This is a genomic window from Yoonia sp., from assembly GCF_046292185.1.
Lineage (GTDB): Bacteria > Pseudomonadota > Alphaproteobacteria > Rhodobacterales > Rhodobacteraceae > Yoonia.
Genome location: NZ_JBKBQY010000060.1, coordinates 1 through 20721, shown reverse-complemented (window position 1 = coordinate 20721; position 20721 = coordinate 1). Strand labels below are relative to the sequence as shown.

The window sequence follows — 20721 nt, the reverse complement described above, 5'->3', positions numbered from 1 at the left end:
CGGAGTAACCAGCGCTGTCGAAATCGCCAAAGCGGATAATAGTCGTTTCATAATAAACTCCTCCCTAGAGTTGTTGGCCGGGTCACTGACCCGGTTTGCGTCCTCGCTGCAAAACAACAGCAAGAATGATGATAGCCCCCTGAATGGCACCATTCAGATAAGGCGAAACAAGATCGGTCAGGTTCAGGATATTGCCGATCAGGGTCAGGATCAGCACGCCGATCACTGTGCCCCACACGCGGCCAAACCCGCCTTTGAGGGCTGTGCCACCAACGATGACGGCGGCAATCGCCTCAAGTTCCCAAAGAAGGCCGGTGGCGGACGACGCTGAGCCAAGCCGCGGGACATACATGATCGTGGCGATCCCGACCAGAATGCCCAGCATGACATAGGTCAGCATCCGCACTCGTGCGACGCGCACAGAAGAATAGCGCGCGACCTGATCATTGGACCCGATGGCTGCGCAATGGCGGCCGAATGCAGTGGAACGCATCAGCAGTTCGCCGCAGATCACCACGATGGTAAAGACGATGATCGGCCACGAGATGCCAAAGATGCCGCCGTAATATACCGGCTGATAAAACGTCCGCAGGCTGAAATCGAGGCTGAGCGTCCCGCCGTCGGCCAGCCATGTGACCAGAGAGCGATATATGCCCATCGATCCCAAGGTGACAATGAAGGCATCCATACCCAGCCGCGTGATCAGTACGCCGTTCAGCAATCCCGCAAACAGCCCCGCGGCCAGCGCCACGGCCATGCCAAGCAGAACAATCGGAATGCCGATCCCCATCACCGGGAGCGCGGTATTCATCACCAGGATCATGAGACCGGCGATAAAGGCGGCCATCGAGCCAACCGAAAGATCAAGCCCCCCAGCGGTGATGACAAAGGTCATCCCGACCGCGATAATTCCGATAAAGGCAGAGCGCGACAACACATTGGAAATATTCCCGGCGCTCAGGAAGTTGGGGTTCATCAGGGCTCCCATGATGATCAGCACGACCAGCGCCACAATCGGGCCAATCACGCTCATCTTGATCTTGGGGGATGACAGGGTGGCGGTGGTCATCTACGCAGTCCTTTCCAGCGGGGCGCTCTGGCCGACCCCCATGGCCAGCCGCACAATAGCGTCTTCGGTGGCGTCAGCGCCGGACAGTTCGCCTGCGATCCGGCCCTGCCGCATCACCAGCACACGGTCGGCAAGACCGATCACCTCTTGCATCTCGGATGAGATCACGACGATGGCGCGTCCTTCAGATGCCAGCCTGCGGATAAATTCGTACATCTGCTGCTTTGTGCCGATATCGATGCCGCGTGTGGGTTCGTCGATCACAAGGATGTCGGGGTCGGACAGCATGGTTTTGGCGAACAACAGCTTTTGCTGGTTGCCGCCTGACAGGCTGCCGACATCAACGTCACGGCTGCCGCGAATGTCGAATTCGGCGACAGCATTGTCCAGCGCCTTGTCTTCGGCCCGCGCGTCGATCATCCAGTTTGAAAACTTATGCAGGGCTTGCAGCGTCAGGTTTACGCGCAAGCTTTTCGTCAACAACAACCCACGCGTTTTGCGGTCCTCGGTCAGATAGGCCAGCCCCAGCGCCAGCGCTTCCCACGGTTGGCGGATGGTCACGGCATTGCCGTTGATCCGCACATGCCCTTGCGCGGGGCGTAGTCCGGCAAGACCTTCAAACGTCTCGGTGCGGCCAGAGCCGATCAGTCCCGCGACACCCAGCACCTCGCCCTTGTGCAGGTTGAACTGGATATCCTGGGCGAAGCCGGGGATATTGAACCCGTCCACTTCCAGCGCCAGCGCGCCTTTCGTGCTGTTCTTCGGCGGATAAAGAGTTGATATTTCGCGGCCCACCATCGCCTCGGCCATCCGGTGTTCGTCCATCTCACTGGCCGGGCCGGACCAGACGACGGAGCCGTCGCGCATGATCGTCAGGTCATCGGCAATCGCTGCGACTTCATCGAGTTTATGCGAGGTGAACAACACTGCCGTCCCATGATCGCGCAACGCACGGACCTGGTCCAGCAACACGGCGGTTTCAGTGCGCGTCAAAACTGCCGTCGGTTCATCCATGATCAGCACGCGCGTGTCTCGCAGCAGTGCCTTGGCGATCTCAACCATCTGTTTATCGGAATTGGCCAGTTCCGATATCGGCCGGTCCGGATTCACGTCGCAGCGCAGGCGGCCCAGCAATTCGCGGGACTTGGCACGCATCGCGGCCTTGTCCAGAAACCAACCGCGTCGCAACTCGGACCCAAGGAAAATATTTTCTGCCACGGTCAGATGCTCAGCAAGATTGAATTCCTGATGGATCAGTGAAATTCCCTGCGCCTCTGCCTGCCCCATATCGGCAAAGCTGACGGGCTCGCTCTGTAACAATACCTGTCCCGCGCTGGGGAGCTGATAACCGGTCAGGATCTTCATCATCGTAGATTTGCCCGCCCCGTTTTCGCCGATCAGCGCATGGACCCGACCGGGGTGCAGGGCGATATCCGCGCCATGCAGCACCTCGATCGGGCCAAAGCTTTTGCTGACCGCAGAAAGGGCGAGGACGGGCGTCGTCACAGCGTGACCCATGCAGCATCATCCTGGGATGACCGGATCGCGGCCGCGATAAACCGCATCCCATCAAGACCTGCATCCACCCCCGGCAACAGCGAAAGGTCAGGTGTTTCGCCCGCTTCAGCCGCACGGATCGCCGTAGCGGCCCCGGCGTAAATGTTGGCGAACCCTTCCAGATACCCCTCAGGATGACCGCCCGGGGTACGCGTCACGGCGTTAGCCGCAGCACCCGCACCGCTTCCGCCGCGCGTCAGCAGGCGTTTGGGTTCGCCGAACGGTGTGAACCACAGATAATTCGGGTCTTCCTGCGCCCATTCCAGGCCCCCCTTTTCACCATAAACCCGCAGTCGCAACGCGTTTTCATTGCCGGGCGCAACCTGACTGCACCACAGCATCCCGCGCGCGCCGCCATCAAACCGCAGCAGGAAATGCGCATTGTCATCGACGCGCCTGCCGGGAACGAAGGTCTGCAGATCGGCAGCGAGACTTTGCACTTTTTGCCCCGTCACAAAGCAAGCAAGATTATGCGCATGGCTGCCAATATCGCCAATCGACCCCCCCGCGCCGGACCGTTCGGGATCGGTCCGCCACTCGGCCTGCTTGTTATCGCCGCTTTGCTCTGCTGCCTCAGTCAACCAATCTTGCGGATATTCCACCTGCACCACGCGCAGATCACCCAGATCACCCGCCGCAATCATCGCGCGGGCCTGACGGATCATCGGATAGCCGGTATAATTATGCGTCAGGATGAACAGCGCCTTGGCATCGGCGATGGCTTTCGACAATTCCTCGGCCTGTGCCAAAGTCGCCGTCAATGGCTTGTCGCAGATCACATGTATCCCGCGCCGCAGGAATGCCATCGCAGGCCCCGCATGCATATGGTTCGGCGTCACGATAGACACCGCGCGGACGCCATCCGGGCGACCCGATTCCACCTCGGCCATTTCCTCGTAGCTGCCATAACAGCGATCCGCTGCAAGCCCCATTGCCTGCCCGCTTTCCAGCGACCGCTCCGGGGTTGAAGACAAAGCCCCTGCGACCAGATCAAACTGCCCGTCGATGCGCGCAGCAATCCTGTGGACCCCGCCGATAAAGGCGTCCTTGCCGCCGCCGACCATGCCAAGACGAATTTTTTCCATGGTTTATATCCCCAACATGCGCCGGTTTGCAGCGTCATCCGTGCCGCCATCTGCGAAATCATCAAAGGCACGTTCGGTCACCCTGATGATATGATCCTTCACAAATTGCGCACCTTCACGCGCACCATCCTCGGGATGTTTGAGCGCGCATTCCCATTCGACCACGGCCCAGCCATCAAAATCATTGGCGGCCATCTTGGAAAAAATTGCCCCAAAATCGACCTGACCGTCGCCAAGGCTGCGGAACCGGCCGGCGCGGTTGACCCAGCCTTGGAAACCGCCATAGACACCCTGGCGCCCGGTGGGGTTGAATTCGGCGTCTTTGACGTGGAACATCTTGATGCGGTCTTTGTAGATGTCGATATTGTCTAGATAATCCAGACATTGCAGCACATAATGCGACGGGTCATAGAGCATATTTGCGCGGCCGTGGTTGTTCACACGCTCAAGGAACATCTCAAAACTGATCCCGTCATGCAGGTCTTCGCCGGGGTGGATTTCATAACAGATATCGACGCCGGAGTCTTCTGCATGGTTCAGGATCGGCAACCAACGCGTGGCGAGTTCGTCAAAAGCAGCCTCCACCAGCCCGGCGGGGCGCTGCGGCCACGGGTAGACGAAAGGCCATGCCAATGCGCCCGAGAAACTGGCGAGCGTATTGATCCCCATGTTCTGCGAGGCAGTCAGTGCCAGTTTCACCTGATCCACGGCCCAGGCCTGCCGGGCTTTGGGATTGCCGCGCACGGAGGGGTCGGCGAAACCTTCAAACGCGTCATCATAGGCGGGGTGGACAGCGACCAACTGGCCTTGCAGATGGGTGGACAGTTCGGTGATCGCGATCCCGTTGGTGGCCGCGACACCTTTGAGTTCATCACAATAATCACGGCTTTCGGCGGCGCGGGCAAGGTCGATGAACCGTGCGTCCCACGATGGCAGCTGCACACCCTTGTAGCCGCAATCCGCAGCCCATTTCGTGATACCATCCCAGGAGTTGAATGGCGCTTCGTCCCCGGCAAATTGTGCCAGGAACAGGGCGGGTCCCTTGATTGTTTTCATTGTCTTTCTCCTTCTAAAGTGCAGGCCATTACGGATTTAGCTGTCGATCAGGTTCACCAGCGGGAAGTGGCAGCGCCGCTTGCGCGGGAAGGTTATCTTTCAGAAAAATAGCTGGGGTAATGTCGCGCGCCGGATCGTGCCAGTCGCGACCGTCCGCGATTGCCTTCATCACATCAATGGCCAACGACACTTCCTGCGCCGGTTTTTGGTCAATCACAGCATCGACCAGCCCACTTTCGAGTCCCATCCGGCTGGTCGGAGTCAATTCGTGCATAACCACGACAGGGCGCGGTTCGATCAGATCCTGCAGCAGGTCTATGAGGCCACGGTTGCCAGCGCCGATCGAATAGATGCCAGTAATCTCTGGATGATCCACGAGCGCCTGCCTGACATTGGCGCGCATCAGATCAGGTCGGTCGTCGACCCATAGCGCGGGAAGGATGCGCATAGCGGGCATTTCACCGGTCAGCACCGCGGATACACCTTCCAGGCGTTCGCGGTGGTCTCGGGCGCGTAGTGATCCCAGCACCGGCAGGACGCACCCCGCGCGCGCAACATGCGCCATGCGCAACAGCCGCCCTGCGGTACGTCCGGCCAGCACATTATCGATCCCGACATAGGCAACGCGCGCATCAGGCGCTGCATCGCCGACCAAGGTGACGACCGCCAAGCCACGGTCGCGCAAAGCGGCAATCGCGGCCGTGATCCGCGGAGCTTCGGTCGCCACAACGGCAAGGCAGTCACAGGAAACATCGGCAGACTCCAACGCCAGGCCCAATGCCTCGGTGTCCAGCGCTGGAATTTCCGTCACCGAGATCAGAATGCGGTCCGCTTGGCGAAGATCCCGCTCTCGATCCAGCGCCGCGCGCAGTGCCCGGAAAAAGCTGTGATCGGCTTTCGGCAGCAAAAACTGGAATTTGTAGACACGTCCGCGCGAAAGATTGGCGGCATGCTGGTCCCGCACATAGCTAAGGGCGTCAATAGCCGCGCGCACGCGCTCAATGGATTTCGGTGCCACGCCACCGCGCGCATTCAACACCCGGTCAGCGGTTGAATAGCTCACGCCAGCAGCCCGCGCGACATCGTGCAGCGTGGGTTTACGCATTCCCGAATCCTCCCTACGCACATTCAGACGAAAGTTCTGACAGACGTCAATCATTTTTTGGTGAAATTTTACGAAGAGGCGTTATCGATTTCGGGACCCTGGCGGCAAGCTCTAGTAACTTTCTGCGCAAAGGCGACGCGGGGTCACTAATGTTGGCCCTTTGGAATACTCAACCGGCTGCTGTCGATAAGTCGGACGCAGTCAGTACCAGCATCGTAAACGATTACTTGTAAACAGATTTAGTAATTTAGTACTACTGTATCCTATTACTTCTCAATTGTGCAGGACTGGGGCAGATTGGTAAATGACAGGGATCAGGGTCTTGGCGCGCCGGTTGAACATGTCAATCGGAACCGTTTCGCGTGCATTGAATGGCAAGCCCGGCGTCAACGCGGAGACGCGCAAGCGGGTCATCGCGATGGCCCAAGCAACCGGCTATGTTCCGAACGCGGCGGGCAGCAACTTGCGCAAAGGGCGCACACAGACCATCGGATTGATGATTAGGACCGGACCGACTTCATTGGGTGCCGGAAAGTTTTTTCTGGCGGTCAGTGGTGCCATGCAGGAGGTCTTGGCCGATCACAATATCGACCTTGCCTTGCTGCCCATCCACGGTGCGATGGATCCCTTGGCATATCTACGACGCATGCTACAGCGCGGGGCAATGGATGGCCTTATTCTAACCAGCACAGAAATAGATGATGAATGCATCGCTCTGCTGGCGGCATCTTCGCTGCCCTTCATGACCTTGGGAAGATCCAGCACGCCGGGAGACTACCTGTGGATGGATCTCGATTTTGAACAGGGCGCGCGAAAGGCCGTGACACGTTTGGCCGAACTTGGTCACCGCCGAATCGCCGTGTGCGTCCCGGAAGGCAAGCTCAATCTCTCGCAGCTTTACCGCGAAACCTGGCGCCAGACGATGGCGGAAAACGACCTTCCGGCAAGTGATGACATCAGCTTTGCCGGCAGCAGCTGCGAAGATGGCGGGGCAGAGGTTGCGGCGCGTCTGCTCACACTATCAGACCGCCCCACGGCGATCATCATGTGCTCGGAACCGATGATCAGCGGTTTCTGTGGCGGCTTGATGGCGGCCAACCTGCGCCCCGGCACCGATCTGTCCATTATTGGCTTGCGTCAAAGCTCGCTCCTACGCCACCTCAGACCGCCCATCAGTTGCTTTGAACTGTGCCTGACGACCCTTGGCCGCGACCTGGCAAATGCCATGCTTGCGCTGACCTACAGCATTAACGCCGATCCCATGCCAACCTCCGGGCTTATCCCGATGACCTATGTCGAAACCGCCTCTGTTCAGCAAATTTGAAATCACTCACGCAGCATCGACCGTGATCCTGATCATCTTGCTGACAGCGTGCTGTTATTTCTGCTCAGCCTGCGTCGGTTTTGTTTCCAGTGCCCAGAATGCCCATCTGAAAAAAGTATCGTCAGCCATAGAACGGATGACAATGGCAATAACCCCCGTCGCAACCACGGCAAAAACCAGCCGCCCGAACAGAACGCCGCTGATATCCGCGCCGATAGCCATAACAATCAGCGTATCCTCGATAATGCTATGCGCAAAGCCCATGAAGACGCAGGACAGGAACACCTGACGTGGCGAAACTGCGCCGGACCGCGCCTCGCGGATCAGTAACCCACCGCCGTAGGATATGCCCAGAAACAGCCCGACAGCGGTCAGATGCCCGGCCTCTCCCCGTATGCCTGCAAGGCGCAGCACGGGTGCCAGAGCCGTCATCATCAGTTTCAGGATCCCCGTTACTTTGAGCAGATCAAGCGCCCAGGACAAGCCCAACAGGATCACCAGCATCCAGCCCATCAGTTCGAGCAATTGCAGGAAGAACGCAGACCAAGACAGCGTTTCACCCGTCGGAATCCACGTCGGATCGACCGGCGCAGCCAGCCACCCGGTCGCCGCCAGCAGATGATGCAGCATCAGCGCGTAAAGCACACCGCCCCCGGCGCGCAAAAGCACTGTCAACCACATCTGAGGCCCGGCCTTTTGGATGATTTTCTGCTCGATCGGCAGGCCATGCGCGAACAAGAGAAGCGCCGAAAAGATGGTAACATCCGCCACCGAAAGGTCCGCCACCGGCACCAGTACGAAAACCAGCGGGATCGCACCCCAGATGCCGACCAACAGCCCGCTCAGCCAGGCCAGTCCCAGCTCCGGGGGCAGGCCGATCATGCTCATGACGGGGGCGAAGGCGGGGGCGAGCAGTTCGATTATGCCCATGCGCGACAAAAGCTCTGTCATAACCGTGATCGGGAAGATGATCCGGGCAAGCATCCAGTAGATCGCGAAAGTATCACGCGTTTTTTGCATGAATGGTGTGAAGGCAGACATCGATTTCTCCTGTTTGATCGCCCAGATTTCCTAACCGGAACAGCGCGGCATTTTTGATCAAAGATTGCAGGTTAATGCAATTTTATTGCATGTTAGGCACGAGAGGAATTCTTCATGGACCGGATCGATAAAAAGCTGCTGAACCTTCTGCAACGCGACGCAGCGAAAACCAATGTCGAGATGGCTGATACGGTCGGCTTGTCTCCGTCAAGCTGCCTTCGCCGCGTGCGAAAATTGCACCAAAGCGGCATCATCGACCGCATTGTCGCAATACTGAACCCGGCCAAGGTGGGGCGCGTGCTGAAGGCATTGGTCACCGTAGAATTAAAGCTGCATGGCGAACAGCATATGCGCCGGTTCCTTGATCTGGCGACCGCCGAAGAGGCGGTGGCCCAAGCCTATGCCGTCACGGGCGAAACCGATGTCGTATTGGTCCTGCGCTTGCGCGACATGGACGAGTTCGATGCCCTATGCGACCGCCTGTTCCGCGACAGGACCAATGTTGCGCGCTTTTTTACCATGGTCGTGATCCGCACAGCAAAAGATGAAACTGCCGTGGACGTATAAACCTTGTCGCGTGATGAAGCATCGCCGTTTCGTGATCCGCCCCAACAGGCTCGGCGCAGTGGGTCAACCCAGCCGCAGGCCCGATGTGGCACTGAACGGGTGCAGCTCCGACACTGCCGCGAAAAATGGAATTTGCGCACCTTCCGCAACCGCCGGCAGCCCCTGAACCCGCATCGTCATCGGCTGGTTGCTGCCTTCAAGCACGATATAGATATGGCTTTCGGCACCCGCCGGTTCCAACAGTACGACCCTGCCGTCTAGGCGCAGATGCGGCGCATCTGGTGCGGTCAATAGCAGATTGTCCGGGCGGATACCGATCAGGTCTGTACCGTCCGGCAACCCGGTCAGACCAGCCGCAGCGCCGGTCTCGCGCAGATATTTGGCATCGACCATGTTCATCGCTGGTGATCCGATAAAGCCGGCAACAAAGACCGTGGCGGGCTTGTTGAACACCTCCATCGGGGTGCCGACCTGTTCGATGCGTCCGCCGTTCAGCACGACCAGACGGTCGGCCATGGTCATCGCTTCCAACTGGTCATGCGTAACGTAGAGCGATGTGGTTTTCAGCCGTTTTTGCAACTGCCGGATTTCGACCCGCATCTGCACACGCAGTTTTGCGTCAAGATTCGACAACGGCTCGTCGAACAAAAACGCTGCCGGTTCACGCACCAAGGCGCGGCCCATCGCCACACGCTGGCGTTGCCCACCCGACAGGTTGCGCGGTTTACGGTCAAGAAATTGCCCGATTTCCAACATCTCGGCAGCCTCGCGCACGCGGCGGTCAATTTCGTCTTTCTGCAATTTGCGGTTTCGTAACCCGTAGGCAAGATTGCTGAATACACTCATATGCGGGTAAAGCGCGTAATTCTGGAACACCATCGCGATATCGCGTTCTGCGGGTTCGAGTGTATTCACGACGCGATCACCGATTTTCAGCGTGCCGTCCGAAATCGTCTCCAGTCCTGCGACCATGCGCAGCAAGGTGGATTTGCCGCAGCCGGAAGGACCTACCAGCACGATCATTTCGCCATCGGCAATATCAAGGCTGATGCCTGTCACCGCCTTGACGCCGCCTGCATAGACCTTGTGCAGGTCGTCCATCACAATCGTCGCCATTTTCTATTTCTCCGTCTCTGTCAGGCCTTTGACGAACAGCCTTTGCATGAATAGGATCACAAGGATCGGAGGCAGCGCGGCCAGCACCACCGTCGCCATCACCAGATGCCATAGCGGTTCGGCATCGCCGCCCGTCACCATCCGCTGAATACCCATGACAATGGTGTAATACTTGGGGTCGGTCGTGATCAGCAGGGGCCAGAGGTATTGGTTCCAGCCGTAGATGAACATGATCACGAACAAAGCGGCGATATTAGTGATCGACAGCGGCAGCAGGATATCCTTGAAAAATTTCATCGGACCAGCTCCGTCGACGCGCGCGGCTTCCATTAACTCTTCTGGCACCGTCATGAAGAATTGCCGGAAAAGGAATGTCGCCGTTGCTGACGCGATCAACGGGATCGACAGGCCCGCAAAACTGTTCAGCATGCCCAGATTGGCAACAACCTGAAAGGTCGGCACGATCCGGACTTCGACCGGCAGCATCAGGGTCATGAAGATGATCCAGAAAAAGAACATCCGGAACGGAAAGCGGAAATAGACGATGGCAAACGCCGACAGGAGCGAGATTGACAATTTTCCCAAAGTGATCGCCATCGCCATCACGAAGGAATTCCACAGCATCCCGCCGATGGGCGGCGTGCCGGCGCGCGAGCGCCCTTCGAATATCACCGTGCGGTAATTTTCCAGCGCATTCGGCCCCGGCAGCAGCGGCATCACCCCGCGCACAAAGGTCCCTGCGGGATGGGTCGAAGCAATGACGGCCACATAGACCGGAAACACCACCAGCGCGACGCCAAGGATCAACACCAGATGGGCAAAGAACGTGCCCCAGCGGTCATTTTCAACCATTGTCCTGTTTCCTCAATAATTCACGCGCCGCTCGATATAGCGGAACTGGATGACGGTCAGCACGATGACGATCCCCATCAGGATCACGGATTGCGCGGCCGACGACCCCATGTTGAGATTGACGAAACCGTCGCGGAACACCTTATAGACAAGGATGTTCGTCGCCTGCGCGGGGCCGCCTTCGGTTGTGGCGTGGATCACGCCAAACGTGTCGAACATCGCATAGACGATGTTGACGACCAGCAGGAAGAACGTCACCGGCGACAGCAGCGGAAACACGATGGTCCAGAACCGTTTGAACCGGCTGGCCCCGTCGATCGCCGCCGCTTCCAGCAACGATTGGGGAATCGATTGAAGGCCCGCGAGGAAGAACAGAAAATTATAGGAAATCTGCTTCCACGCTGCCGCCACGATTACCAATATCATAGCGTCGCTGCTGCTGGACCTGTGGTTCCAGTCATAGCCGATCCCTTCCAGCACATAGGGCAGGATGCCGATACTGGGGTTGAAGATGAACCACCACAGCACACCGGCAATGGCGGGCGCAATGGCATAGGGCCAGACCAGAAACGTCGTATAGGTTTCCTTGGAGCGGATCATCTTGTTGACCATCACGGCGAAAAGCAGCGCCAGCCCCATCGACAGCACTGTGGTCCCGACCGAGAAATAGAGCGTGACCTTAAGCGAATTTACATACAGCGCATCGTCGAACAGCTGCGTGAAATTGCGAAAGCCGACAAAGGTCGGCGGTCGCACGCCGAACGCGTCGCCTTCCCGGTAGACCGATTGCATCAACGCCTGACTGGCGGGCCAGACGAAAAAGATCAGCGTGATGATGATTTGCGGTGCCAGCAAAGCATAGGGCAGCCAGCCGCTGGAAAAGGTGGATCGTTTGGTCTGCATCTAGGTGCCTGTCCAGCCAAGGAGAACAACGAAAAAACCACCCCTGCACTTGCAGGGGTGGATCATGCTGACAGAGCCTTAGTTCATTGAGGCTTCGAATTCGCGCAGCAACACGTTGCCCCGGCGCACCGCGTCATCCGCGGCTTGCTGGCCGGACTTGGCGCCTGACATCACGCTTTCCATCTCTTCCGAGATGATATCGCGGATCTGGACAAAGTTGCCGAAACGCAGACCGCTGGAATTCGGGGTCGGCGGATTCAGCGTCATCTGACGGATCGAGATATCAGAACCGGGGTTTTCGTCATAGTAGCCCTGATCGCGCGTCAGATCGAAAGCAGCCTGCGTGATTGGAAGATAACCGGTGTCCTGATGCCATTTCGCCTGGACTTCGGGCTGGGACAGATATTCGAAGAAGCGGGCGATGCCCTGATAGTCTTCGTCCTCATGGCCGGTCAGCACCCATAGCGTCGCGCCACCGATGATCGTGTTCTGCGGCGCACCTTCGACAGTGTCGTAGTAGGGCTGCATGCCAAAACCGACTTCGAATTCGGCATTGTTCAGCACACCAGCGCGACTGGCCGATGATCCGAAGAACATCGCGCATTCACCGGCATAAAACAGCGGTGCAGAATCGGGGCCGGACCCTGGGCCGCCCCAACGGAACGCACCGGCGTCCTGCCAGGCTTTCAGGTTGTCCCAATGCGTCGCGACCAGGTCGTTGTTGAACACGAATTCGGTATCGAAACCTTCAAAGCCATTGGACTGGGTCGCTAGCGGCACATTGTGCCAGGCAGTGAAATTTTCAAGCATGACCCAGCTGGGCCAGGACGTGGTGAAACCACAAGGGGCCGCACCGCTTTCGATGATTTGCAATGAGGCTGCTTCCATCTCGGCCCATGTGGCCGGCGGGGTGTCAGCGTCCAGACCCGCCGCTTCAAATATGTCGCGGTTGTAATACATGATCGGCGTGGAAGAGTTGAACGGGAATGACAGCATGTTGCCGTCCGGATCAGTATAATAGCTGACAATCGTGTCCAGATAGGCACTGGGGTCGAATGCCACGTCGTTGTCGGCCATCAGCTGATAGATCGGGTAGATTGCACCTTCTGCACCCATCATGGTGCCGGTGCCGACCTCGAATACTTGCAGGATATGAGGCTGCTGATTGGCACGGAATGCGGCAATCGCGCCGGTCATAGCCTCGGCATAGGTGCCGCGAAAGCTGGGAACGACCTGATAGTCGGACTGGCTTTCATTGAAACCTTCGGCGACGCCTTCCAGCAGTTCACCCAATTCGCCGCCCATCGCATGCCACCAGTCAATCTGTGTCTGCGCCTGCGCTATCGGTGCGCCAACGGCCAAGGTCATCGCGGTTGCGGCCAATAATGTGCTTTTCATATCAATATCCCCAGTTGCTGTTTGCGCCGCGCAACAACGCCACCAAAACTGACGGCGTCGGCGAGCGACTGACAGGCGACGGGATATTGTCCAGCTGTAACATCACAATGACAGTGGGCCGATGGTTTTATCGGATCATGCGTCTGGCCGACCCCATTCAAGCACCCCCTTGAACAAGCGAGCATATTCAGGCAAGCATTGTTGCATAACCGTTGGGGTGCCCGGATTCCGGGCTGAGAGGCGCAAGCTAACCCATCGAACCTGATCCGGATCATACCGGCGGAGGGAACGGTAACTTGGCGCGCTTCCCGCGCGTGATCCGTCTTCTTGCGTTGGTATCACAAGCAAGAGGCGTATTTGTTGGCAGATATAACGATCATCGGCGCGGGTGTTGCGGGCCTTTGTGCGGCTTATGCCGCCTGCCGGGCGGGCCTGACGCCAAGGCTGATCGACCGAAACGGCCCGCCGGGTGTACATGGCTGTTCCTGGTGGGCTGGTGGCATGCTCGCCCCATTTTGCGAAGGCGCGGTCAGCGAAGCCACGATTGTCACCCACGGGCAAAAGGCGGCCGCATTCTGGGCCGAAGTGACACAGGTCACGCAACGCGGCACGTTGGTCTTGGCCTTGCAGCTCGGACGGAGCGAATTGGAACAATTCGCGCGACGGACCACCGGGCACGCCGCGATCAGCGACATATCGAAGCTGGAACCGGATCTCGCAGCCAATCACCCTGCCTTGTACTTTGAAAGCGAGGCGCATCTTGATCCACGGCAGGCGCTGCAGGATCTGGTGGTCGCGCTTGCCCTGCGCAACGTGCGGATCGAACAGGCCGAAGCGATGCCGGACGATCTTTCCGGCCCGGTGATTGATGCGCGCGGGACATCGGCCTGTTTGCCGGGCCTGCGCGGGGTGCGGGGTGAAATGCTGATCCTGCGAACCCCCGAAATCGAGCTGTCGCGCCCGGTGCGGCTGCTGCATCCGCGCCATCCGTTTTATATCGTGCCAAGGGCCGGTGGCGTGTTCATGCTCGGCGCCACGCAGATCGAAAGCGCTGACCGGCGCGGCATATCCGCCCGCGCAGTGCTGGAATTGCTTAGCGCGGCCTACGCGCTTGATCCACGTTTCGCCGAAGCCGAAGTGATCGAAACCGGCGCGGACCTACGTCCAGCCTTTTCCGACAACGTGCCGCGCGTGACTATCCGTAGCGACGTGCTGTCACTGAACGGGTTGTTTCGCCACGGTTATTTGATGGCCCCGGCGCTGGCGACGCAGGCGATTGATTATCTGACCAATGGCATCAAGGGAGATCTGATTCATGCAGATTGAGGTGAATGGCGAAACGCGCGAAGTCACGGAGAAAACCTTGACGTCTGTCCTAAAAGAACTCGGCTGGGCCGAAGCCCGCGTGGCAACGGCGCTGAACGGCAATTTCGTGCCCAAAGCCGCGCGCGACACCACGCAGGTATCCGAAGGCGACCGGCTCGAAGTACTCGCACCGATGCAGGGGGGCTGAAGGATGCTTGATTTCTATGGCATCAAACTTGCCAGCCCACTGATGCTGGGCACCGCACAATATCCTTCGCCTGCAACCTTGCAGACCGCTTTTGCACGGTCCGGCGCAGAGGTGGCCACGGTGTCCTTGCGCCGCGAAGCGGGCGGTGGGCAGGCGTTCTGGGATATCATCCGCGGGCTTGGCGTACATATCCTGCCCAATACCGCTGGCTGCTATAGCGCGCGTGAGGCTGTCACCACCGCGCAGATGGCCCGCGAATTGTTCGAGACGAACTGGATCAAGCTCGAAGTGATCGGCCACGCGGACACATTGCAGCCCGATCCTTTTGGGCTGCTGGAGGCGGCCAAGACGCTTGTTGCCGACGGGTTTGACGTGTTTCCCTATACGACCGAAGATCAGGTGCTTGCCGCGCGGCTGCTTGACGTCGGATGCCGGGTGCTGATGCCTTGGGGTGCGCCGATCGGGTCCGGCCTCGGCCTGAACAACCGATATGGGCTCCGGACCCTGCGGGCCGCCTTTCCTGACGTGCCGATGGTGATCGACGCTGGTCTTGGCCTTCCCAGCCACGCGGCTGACGCGATGGAAATGGGGTTCGATGCCGTGCTGTTGAACACCGCAGTCGCGCAAGCAGGCGATCCGGCAGGGATGGCGCAGGCCTTTGCCCTTGCCGTGCAGGCAGGGGCCATGGCCCATGCCGCAGGGCCCATGTCCCCGCGCGATATGGCCACGCCGTCCACCCCTGTCATTGGAAAGGCCTGGCTATGACATTTCCCCGCTTCTACCCGATTTTCGACACGGTCAATTGGCTGGAGCGCGCCTTTCCTTTAGGTGTGAAGCTGGCACAACTGCGGATCAAGGACTGCGCGCCCAAGGCACTGCGCGCAGATATAAGGGCGGGTCTGGAACTGGCGCGCCAACATGCCGCCATGCTGGTGATCAATGACCACTGGCAATTAGCGATCGAGGAAGGTGCCGATTGGCTGCATCTGGGGCAAGAGGATTTGGCCAGCGCCGACGTGCCTGCGATCCGTCGCGCTGGCTTGCGGTTGGGTATTTCGACCCATGACCATCAGGAGCTTGACCGCGCCTTGGCGTTATCGCCCGATTATATCGCGTTGGGGCCGGTCTATCCAACGATCCTCAAACAGATGAAATGGCACCAGCAGGGTCTGGACAGGATAAGCGAATGGAAAAGCCTCATCGGTGGAATCCCCCTCTGCGCCATTGGCGGCATGTCCGTGGAACGCGCTACGGGTGCGTTTGAAGCAGGGGCAGATATCGTGGCGGCGGTGACAGATATCACCTTGCATGCCGCACCCGAGGATCGGATGCGCCACTGGCTGCGGGTATGCCCATGACCCGCTATGCCCGCCAAATGATCCTGCCCCAGATCGGCGCTGCAGGGCAGTCCCGATTGGCGCGTGCTCATGTGCTGGTGGTGGGTGCAGGCGGGCTGGGTGTGCCGGTAATGCAATATCTTGTCGGCGCAGGCGTGGGGCAGATCACCTTGGTCGATCCAGATGAGGTGGCCGAACACAACCTGCACCGGCAACCGCTGTACCGCATGGACCAGATTGGGCAGCCCAAGGCAATAGCCGCCGCCAATCTGCTTGCGGCATTGAACCCCGATACCCGGATCACCCCCGTCATCGCGTGGCTCGATCCTGCGAACGCACCGGACTGGCTTGCGGCGGCCGACATTGTGCTGGATTGCGCCGATACATTCGCCGTCAGCCTGACATTGTCGGATCTCTGTCACCGGAGAGGCACGCCACTGATCACTGCCTCGGCGCTGGCGTTATCGGGCTATGTTGCTGCGTGTTGCGGGCCTGCGCCCAGCCTGCGCGCAATCTTTCCCGACCTGCCGGAAAGGGGCGCAACCTGCGCCACCGCTGGCGTGATGGGGCCGGTTGTCGGCACGATGGGCGGGCTTCAGGCGCAGATGGCGCTGTCGGTGCTGTTGGGGCTGTCGCCCTCGCCGCTGGGGCAGTTGATCTCTTTAGATGCGGGGCACTGGCGGATGGGCGGATTTCGCTTCGACGACGCGCCAGAGCCTTTGCACCCCTTGCCGTTTGTCGCCCGCAGCCAGATCCGCGCCGGTGATCAACTGATCGACCTGCGGACGGAAGCCCCACCGTTCTGCGCCACTGCCCGCCATGTCCCGCCACTGGACATTACCAACCTTACGCCGCTCGACGACGTACGTGTCGTGCTGGCCTGCACGACGGGCCTGCGCGCACATAACGCAGGCCAGACACTGCAAACCCACTGGCAGGGCGATATTGCCCTGCTGGCCTTGAATGATTGAAAGGACCATCATGAAACGCCTTCTTGCCGCCGTTGCTGTCACCGTCCCGCTAGCCTTGCCCGCGCAGGGACAGGATCAAGTCTCGCTCATGCTTGACTGGTTCGTGAACCCTGACCATGGCCCGATCATCCTTGCACAGGAATTGGGGTATTTCGATGAGGCGGGGCTTAAGGTCGAGATCGTGACGCCATCCGACCCTAATGATCCGCCCCGCATGGTTGCTGCAGGACGGGTTGATCTGGCAATCAGCTATCAGCCACAGTTGCATCTAAGCCGGCATAATGACCTGCCGCTCCGGCGTGTCGGCACGTTGATTTCCACACCGCTCACCTGCCTTGTCGTGCTGGCGGACGGGCCGATCAAGGATATGTCCGACCTGAAGGGTGGGCGCGTGGGCTTTGCCGTTGCGGGCGTGCAAGAGGTGATGCTGAACGCGATGCTCGCGCATCACGACATGACACCTCAGGATGTCGAACAGATCAACATCGGCTGGTCAATCTCGCCCGCGTTAATGTCGGGGCAAGTCGATGGCGTGATTGGTGCGTTTCGAAATTTCGAGCTGAACCAATTGCGCCTTGAAGGTAGCGAAGGCCATTGTTTCTATCCTGAATCCGAGGGCGTGCCCACATATGACGAATTGATCTATATCGCCAACCCAGAACGGATGGATCCCGCGCTCATCGCCCGTTTTCTGGACGCGACCGAGCGTGCGACAGGGTTCATATTCAACAACCCCGACGATGCGTGGGATCTTTTCGCTGCCACCGCATCAGAATTACAGACCGAGCTGAACATCCGTGCCTGGGGTGACACATGGCCCCGCTTTGCCACCCGGCCCGCAGCGCTCGATGCCGGGCGCTACGTCAGGTTCGAGTCATTTCTGGCCGATCACGGCGCAACGCCCGGCGGGCTGGGGATCGCTGAACTGGCGGTCGATGTCACGGCAGAGGTGGCGCAATGAGCCTGCCGGATTACGGGCAAGCTTTTCCACGCTGGCGCGCAAAAGCGCCCGCGTGGGAAGCCTATACGCATCACGCCTTTGTTGAAGGACTGCGACGGGGCGACCTGCCTCGCACGCATTACCTGCATTATCTGCGGCAGGATTACATTTTCCTGATGCATTTTGCCCGAGCATGGGCATTGGCAGCAGCAAAGGCGGATACGCTTGCCGAAATGCAGGCAGCCTCTGCCACCTTGCAGGCGCTGGTCCATGAGGAAATGCCGTTGCACATCCAGATCTGTGCGCGCGAAGGGATCGACGCGGCATCGCTGGCCGCAACGGTCGAAAGTCCTGGGAACCTCGCCTATACCCGTTATGTACTGGAGGCGGGATATTCCGGTGACTTCCTCGACCTGATGGCAGCGCTTGCACCCTGCGTGTTGGGCTATGGTGAAGTCGGCGCGCGACTGGCAGGAAGTGGCGGCGCCTATGCCGAATGGATCGATACCTATGCGGGTGACGCCTATCAAACCCTGTGCCGCGACGTTGGCGCACTGATCGACAGCGCATTGCTCCACCGGCTTGGGCCAGACTGGCACAGCCTGCCACGCGCAGAGCAACTTGCGCAACGCTTTGCGACGGCGACGCGGCTGGAGGTTGGATTTTGGCAGATGGGGCTGGACGGGCCGTGACCGCGATTAGCCTGCATGGCGATCTTTGGATGCAGGATGCGGCCTTGATCCGCGATCTGGCGCTCGACATGCCTGCCGGGCGCTGGTCATCGCTGCTGGGAATCTCGGGAATCGGCAAATCCACCATCGGGCGGATGATCGCGGGTTTGCCCGGCCCTTACCGGTTGGACGGCAGCCTGACGACAGGGGACGGCCAGCCGCTTGCCGGACGCGTCGCGATGCTGGCACAGGAAGGGCAGAACCTGCCTTGGGCCAGCCTGATCGACAACGTGACCATCGGTGCACGGTTGCGCGGGGCGCGCCCTGACCGGGATCGCGCACGCGAAATGCTGGCGCAGGTCGGTCTTGCCGGAATGGAAGATCGCCACCCGCCCACCCTGTCCGGAGGCCAGCGCCAGCGTCTTGCACTCGCACGGGTGCTGGTCGAAGATTGCCCAATCGTCGTTCTGGACGAGCCGTTTTCCGCACTGGATACGATGACCCGGCTCGAAATGCAGGACCTTGCGGCAAAGTTGCTTCAAGGTCGCAGCGTAATCCTCATCACCCACGACCCGCTGGAAGCGATCCGTCTGTCCGATCACGCTTGGCTGCTTGGACTAGATGGGGCACATGCGCTCGACCTGCCACAAGGCGCGCCGCCGCGCGCTTTTGATACGCCCCAAACCCTTGCGGCGCAGGCAGGTCTGCTGGCGCGACTGCATCGCGCAGAGGGCAATCGATGCACTGGTTGAACAACGGTCCCTCTCGCGCTCTGCTGGCCTTGGCGTTCGCTCTGCTCCTGTGGCAGGGCGTGGTCTGGACCAGCGGCGTGCCGCGGTTCATTCTACCCGGACCGGGGCGCGTGGGGGTAACACTGTGGGACAATGCACCACTCTTGTTGGAACACGCCCGCTTTACGGCGGTCAACCTGCTGACAGGGCTGGCCGCAGGTGTCGCACTGGGGGTGGCCACGGCGTTGAACCTCGCGCTTTCGCCCGGCGCGCGGCTATTGTTGCGCCCCATGCTGATCTTTGCACAGGCAGTGCCGGTTTTCGCGCTGGCCCCGGTGCTGACGCTCTGGCGTGGGTATGGGGCCGCGTCCAAAATCGTGATTGTCATGTTGGTAGTTTACTTTCCTGTCACGTCGGCTTTTTTCGATGGGCTGATGCGGCTGCCACCGGCTTTGGCTGATCTGGCGCAGCTGATGCGCGCAACGCCGCTGCGCAAGCTCTTTCTGTTGCAAGTCCCTCACGCGCTGCCAGCATTGGCCAGCGGACTGCGCCTGGCCGTTGTCTATGCCCCTTTTGCTGTCATCATCGGCGAATGGGTCGGGTCTTCGCGCGGCCTTGGCTATCTGATGCTCATGGCCAACGGGCGCGGTCAGACTGACCTGATGTTCGCGGCTCTTATGGTTCTCGCCGCGCAAAGCCTTTTGTTATTTTCATGCCTTGAGGCCATCGGACGCAGGTCATCTAAATTGCCGTAAAGCCTGCTTTTGCTTTTCGTCCCGTATGACGGATTGCCCCAGCTCACCCTCTTCTCGGACAAAAAAACAACCTGTTTTCCGTGCACATTGAACAGCTTGTGGATTTGAACGAATCGGCTAATATTGATGTCAAGACTTGTGTCGCATGTGTGGTGTCGCGCTGTTAAATCAGGCGCATATGATCACACCAAACATCCGAAATGTTGACCCGTATCATGGTGGTAATGAAGTAAGTCAGTTTTTTGCGAGTTGCAGTGTTTTGAGTGATCCCCTGCTGCTTTCAAGATACGGGCGAGTTCATAATGATGCTACCACATGCAAGTTGCAAAACCGACCGAGAAACATGCTTTGTCTTAGTTGCATGCCTTTCAATATTGTCCGGCTGCGGGTCTTCCTCAATCACATCAGATCCAGATCTGACGGCATTTGACCGGGTAAATTCATCCGCCACGCAAATTCGCGCCAGGTTTCCTGACAATCAGCTGACACCTATCGCAAATGTTCCCATGCATGGGTCCGGGCAATATGAAGGTTTTGTCACAGTCACACTGGCCGACCAAATTAACACCAAGGCAATGGCAGGCGTAATGTCTGCCCGCGTCGCTTTCGATGCCCATCCTTCAATTACCGGAACGGCGCATAGCTTTGTTGATCAGCGCGGCGCGCCGATAACAGGTCAAATTGCGTTGGCCGGTGGCAAATTAAACAGGGACAAGGATTACTCGCCAAG

Annotated in this window: 22 protein-coding genes and 1 riboswitch; of the genes, 12 read left to right on the top strand and 10 right to left on the bottom strand. The window is 59.1% G+C overall.

What is annotated here, in order from left to right; genetic code table 11:
* Nucleotides 1–82: 82 nt before the first annotated feature.
* Genes ACK4TM_RS11715 through ACK4TM_RS11695 form a run of 5 tightly spaced genes read right to left on the bottom strand, consistent with a single transcriptional unit; the run spans nt 83 to nt 5872 of the window.
* A complete protein-coding gene (locus ACK4TM_RS11715) occupies nt 83–1069 on the bottom strand; it encodes an ABC transporter permease (RefSeq protein ID WP_409701539.1) in 987 nt (328 codons plus the stop codon).
* On the bottom strand, nt 1070–2587 hold the full coding sequence (locus tag ACK4TM_RS11710) for a sugar ABC transporter ATP-binding protein (RefSeq protein ID WP_409701537.1): 1518 nt from the start codon (nt 2585–2587) through the stop codon (nt 1070–1072).
* A complete protein-coding gene (locus ACK4TM_RS11705) occupies nt 2572–3711 on the bottom strand; it encodes a Gfo/Idh/MocA family protein (protein ID WP_409701535.1) in 1140 nt (379 codons plus the stop codon). Before ACK4TM_RS11705 ends, ACK4TM_RS11710 begins: the two co-directional genes overlap by 16 nt.
* Nucleotides 3712–3714: 3 nt before the next feature.
* Nucleotides 3715–4767 (bottom strand): sugar phosphate isomerase/epimerase family protein, encoded by a 1053-nt coding sequence (locus ACK4TM_RS11700; protein ID WP_409701533.1) that lies wholly within the window; start codon nt 4765–4767, stop codon nt 3715–3717.
* Between the two features lie 28 nt (nt 4768–4795).
* Nucleotides 4796–5872: a LacI family DNA-binding transcriptional regulator gene (locus ACK4TM_RS11695; protein ID WP_409701531.1), complete on the bottom strand. Its 1077-nt coding sequence runs from the start codon at nt 5870–5872 to the stop codon at nt 4796–4798.
* A 304-nt stretch (nt 5873–6176) separates the two neighbouring features.
* Here ACK4TM_RS11695 and ACK4TM_RS11690 point away from each other — a divergent pair, with 304 nt between their 5' ends.
* Nucleotides 6177–7196 (top strand): LacI family DNA-binding transcriptional regulator, encoded by a 1020-nt coding sequence (locus tag ACK4TM_RS11690; RefSeq protein ID WP_409701529.1) that lies wholly within the window; start codon nt 6177–6179, stop codon nt 7194–7196.
* Nucleotides 7197–7250: 54 nt separating this feature from the next.
* On the opposite strand, the gene ACK4TM_RS11685 is transcribed toward ACK4TM_RS11690, so the two are convergent.
* Complete coding sequence (locus ACK4TM_RS11685; protein WP_409701527.1) at nt 7251–8237, bottom strand: hypothetical protein; 987 nt, start codon at nt 8235–8237, stop codon at nt 7251–7253.
* A 114-nt stretch (nt 8238–8351) separates the two neighbouring features.
* Between ACK4TM_RS11685 and ACK4TM_RS11680 the strand changes: the two genes are divergently transcribed.
* Nucleotides 8352–8804, top strand: a complete 453-nt coding sequence (locus tag ACK4TM_RS11680; RefSeq protein WP_409701525.1) for an Lrp/AsnC family transcriptional regulator — start codon at nt 8352–8354, stop codon at nt 8802–8804.
* Between the two features lie 63 nt (nt 8805–8867).
* On the opposite strand, the gene ugpC is transcribed toward ACK4TM_RS11680, so the two are convergent.
* From ugpC to ugpB, 4 genes are all read right to left on the bottom strand, one after another.
* On the bottom strand, nt 8868–9920 hold the full coding sequence (gene ugpC, locus ACK4TM_RS11675) for a sn-glycerol-3-phosphate ABC transporter ATP-binding protein UgpC (RefSeq protein WP_409701523.1): 1053 nt from the start codon (nt 9918–9920) through the stop codon (nt 8868–8870).
* Nucleotides 9921–9923: 3 nt separating this feature from the next.
* A complete protein-coding gene (gene ugpE / locus ACK4TM_RS11670; RefSeq protein ID WP_409701521.1) occupies nt 9924–10772 on the bottom strand; it encodes a sn-glycerol-3-phosphate ABC transporter permease UgpE in 849 nt (282 codons plus the stop codon).
* A gap of 12 nt (nt 10773–10784) precedes the next feature.
* Entirely contained in the window at nt 10785–11675 is an 891-nt protein-coding gene (gene ugpA, locus ACK4TM_RS11665; protein WP_409701518.1) for a sn-glycerol-3-phosphate ABC transporter permease UgpA, read from the bottom strand.
* Nucleotides 11676–11753: 78 nt separating this feature from the next.
* Nucleotides 11754–13073 (bottom strand): sn-glycerol-3-phosphate ABC transporter substrate-binding protein UgpB, encoded by a 1320-nt coding sequence (ugpB, locus tag ACK4TM_RS11660; protein ID WP_409701515.1) that lies wholly within the window; start codon nt 13071–13073, stop codon nt 11754–11756.
* A 203-nt stretch (nt 13074–13276) separates the two neighbouring features.
* Nucleotides 13277–13378, top strand: a riboswitch (TPP riboswitch).
* A 55-nt stretch (nt 13379–13433) separates the two neighbouring features.
* On the opposite strand from ugpB, the gene ACK4TM_RS11655 reads away from it, so the two are divergent.
* The 10 genes from ACK4TM_RS11655 to ACK4TM_RS11610 all read left to right on the top strand — a co-directional run.
* Nucleotides 13434–14399, top strand: a complete 966-nt coding sequence (locus ACK4TM_RS11655; protein WP_409701512.1) for an FAD-dependent oxidoreductase — start codon at nt 13434–13436, stop codon at nt 14397–14399.
* Entirely contained in the window at nt 14389–14586 is a 198-nt protein-coding gene (gene thiS / locus ACK4TM_RS11650; RefSeq protein WP_409701509.1) for a sulfur carrier protein ThiS, read from the top strand. The genes ACK4TM_RS11655 and thiS overlap by 11 nt, the downstream gene beginning before the upstream one ends.
* Nucleotides 14587–14589: 3 nt before the next feature.
* Nucleotides 14590–15351, top strand: coding sequence for a thiazole synthase (locus ACK4TM_RS11645; protein WP_409701506.1), 762 nt, complete (start codon nt 14590–14592; stop codon nt 15349–15351).
* Nucleotides 15348–15944 (top strand): thiamine phosphate synthase, encoded by a 597-nt coding sequence (locus ACK4TM_RS11640; protein ID WP_409701503.1) that lies wholly within the window; start codon nt 15348–15350, stop codon nt 15942–15944. The genes ACK4TM_RS11645 and ACK4TM_RS11640 overlap by 4 nt, the downstream gene beginning before the upstream one ends.
* Nucleotides 15941–16894 (top strand): HesA/MoeB/ThiF family protein, encoded by a 954-nt coding sequence (locus tag ACK4TM_RS11635; RefSeq protein WP_409701500.1) that lies wholly within the window; start codon nt 15941–15943, stop codon nt 16892–16894. Before ACK4TM_RS11640 ends, ACK4TM_RS11635 begins: the two co-directional genes overlap by 4 nt.
* A 10-nt stretch (nt 16895–16904) precedes the next feature.
* On the top strand, nt 16905–17855 hold the full coding sequence (locus ACK4TM_RS11630; RefSeq protein ID WP_409701497.1) for an ABC transporter substrate-binding protein: 951 nt from the start codon (nt 16905–16907) through the stop codon (nt 17853–17855).
* Entirely contained in the window at nt 17852–18526 is a 675-nt protein-coding gene (gene tenA, locus ACK4TM_RS11625) for a thiaminase II (RefSeq protein ID WP_409701494.1), read from the top strand. Before ACK4TM_RS11630 ends, tenA begins: the two co-directional genes overlap by 4 nt.
* Complete coding sequence (locus tag ACK4TM_RS11620) at nt 18523–19257, top strand: ABC transporter ATP-binding protein (protein WP_409701491.1); 735 nt, start codon at nt 18523–18525, stop codon at nt 19255–19257. Before tenA ends, ACK4TM_RS11620 begins: the two co-directional genes overlap by 4 nt.
* Entirely contained in the window at nt 19245–19991 is a 747-nt protein-coding gene (locus ACK4TM_RS11615; protein ID WP_409701488.1) for an ABC transporter permease, read from the top strand. The genes ACK4TM_RS11620 and ACK4TM_RS11615 overlap by 13 nt, the downstream gene beginning before the upstream one ends.
* Before the next feature lie 302 nt (nt 19992–20293).
* A partial coding sequence (locus ACK4TM_RS11610; protein ID WP_409701486.1) for a hypothetical protein occupies nt 20294–20721 on the top strand: 428 nt, incomplete at its 3' end.

Excerpts from the sequence above, each read along its gene's own strand:
- ACK4TM_RS11705 (WP_409701535.1), bottom strand. The coding sequence starts at position 3,711 with ATGGAAAAAATTCGTCTTGGCATGGTCGGCGGCGGCAAGGACGCCTTT.
- ACK4TM_RS11680 (WP_409701525.1), top strand. The coding sequence starts at position 8,352 with ATGGACCGGATCGATAAAAAGCTGCTGAACCTTCTGCAACGCGACGCA.
- ACK4TM_RS11630 (WP_409701497.1), top strand. The coding sequence starts at position 16,905 with ATGAAACGCCTTCTTGCCGCCGTTGCTGTCACCGTCCCGCTAGCCTTG.
- ugpB (WP_409701515.1), bottom strand. The coding sequence starts at position 13,073 with ATGAAAAGCACATTATTGGCCGCAACCGCGATGACCTTGGCCGTTGGC.
- ACK4TM_RS11685 (WP_409701527.1), bottom strand. The coding sequence starts at position 8,237 with ATGTCTGCCTTCACACCATTCATGCAAAAAACGCGTGATACTTTCGCG.
- ACK4TM_RS11690 (WP_409701529.1), top strand. The coding sequence starts at position 6,177 with ATGACAGGGATCAGGGTCTTGGCGCGCCGGTTGAACATGTCAATCGGA.
- ugpA (WP_409701518.1), bottom strand. The coding sequence starts at position 11,675 with ATGCAGACCAAACGATCCACCTTTTCCAGCGGCTGGCTGCCCTATGCT.
- ACK4TM_RS11615 (WP_409701488.1), top strand. The coding sequence starts at position 19,245 with ATGCACTGGTTGAACAACGGTCCCTCTCGCGCTCTGCTGGCCTTGGCG.
- thiS (WP_409701509.1), top strand. The coding sequence starts at position 14,389 with ATGCAGATTGAGGTGAATGGCGAAACGCGCGAAGTCACGGAGAAAACC.
- ACK4TM_RS11640 (WP_409701503.1), top strand. The coding sequence starts at position 15,348 with ATGACATTTCCCCGCTTCTACCCGATTTTCGACACGGTCAATTGGCTG.
- ACK4TM_RS11635 (WP_409701500.1), top strand. The coding sequence starts at position 15,941 with ATGACCCGCTATGCCCGCCAAATGATCCTGCCCCAGATCGGCGCTGCA.
- ACK4TM_RS11700 (WP_409701533.1), bottom strand. The coding sequence starts at position 4,767 with ATGAAAACAATCAAGGGACCCGCCCTGTTCCTGGCACAATTTGCCGGG.
- ugpC (WP_409701523.1), bottom strand. The coding sequence starts at position 9,920 with ATGGCGACGATTGTGATGGACGACCTGCACAAGGTCTATGCAGGCGGC.
- ACK4TM_RS11715 (WP_409701539.1), bottom strand. The coding sequence starts at position 1,069 with ATGACCACCGCCACCCTGTCATCCCCCAAGATCAAGATGAGCGTGATT.
- tenA (WP_409701494.1), top strand. The coding sequence starts at position 17,852 with ATGAGCCTGCCGGATTACGGGCAAGCTTTTCCACGCTGGCGCGCAAAA.
- ACK4TM_RS11710 (WP_409701537.1), bottom strand. The coding sequence starts at position 2,587 with ATGGGTCACGCTGTGACGACGCCCGTCCTCGCCCTTTCTGCGGTCAGC.
- ACK4TM_RS11695 (WP_409701531.1), bottom strand. The coding sequence starts at position 5,872 with ATGCGTAAACCCACGCTGCACGATGTCGCGCGGGCTGCTGGCGTGAGC.
- ugpE (WP_409701521.1), bottom strand. The coding sequence starts at position 10,772 with ATGGTTGAAAATGACCGCTGGGGCACGTTCTTTGCCCATCTGGTGTTG.
- ACK4TM_RS11645 (WP_409701506.1), top strand. The coding sequence starts at position 14,590 with ATGCTTGATTTCTATGGCATCAAACTTGCCAGCCCACTGATGCTGGGC.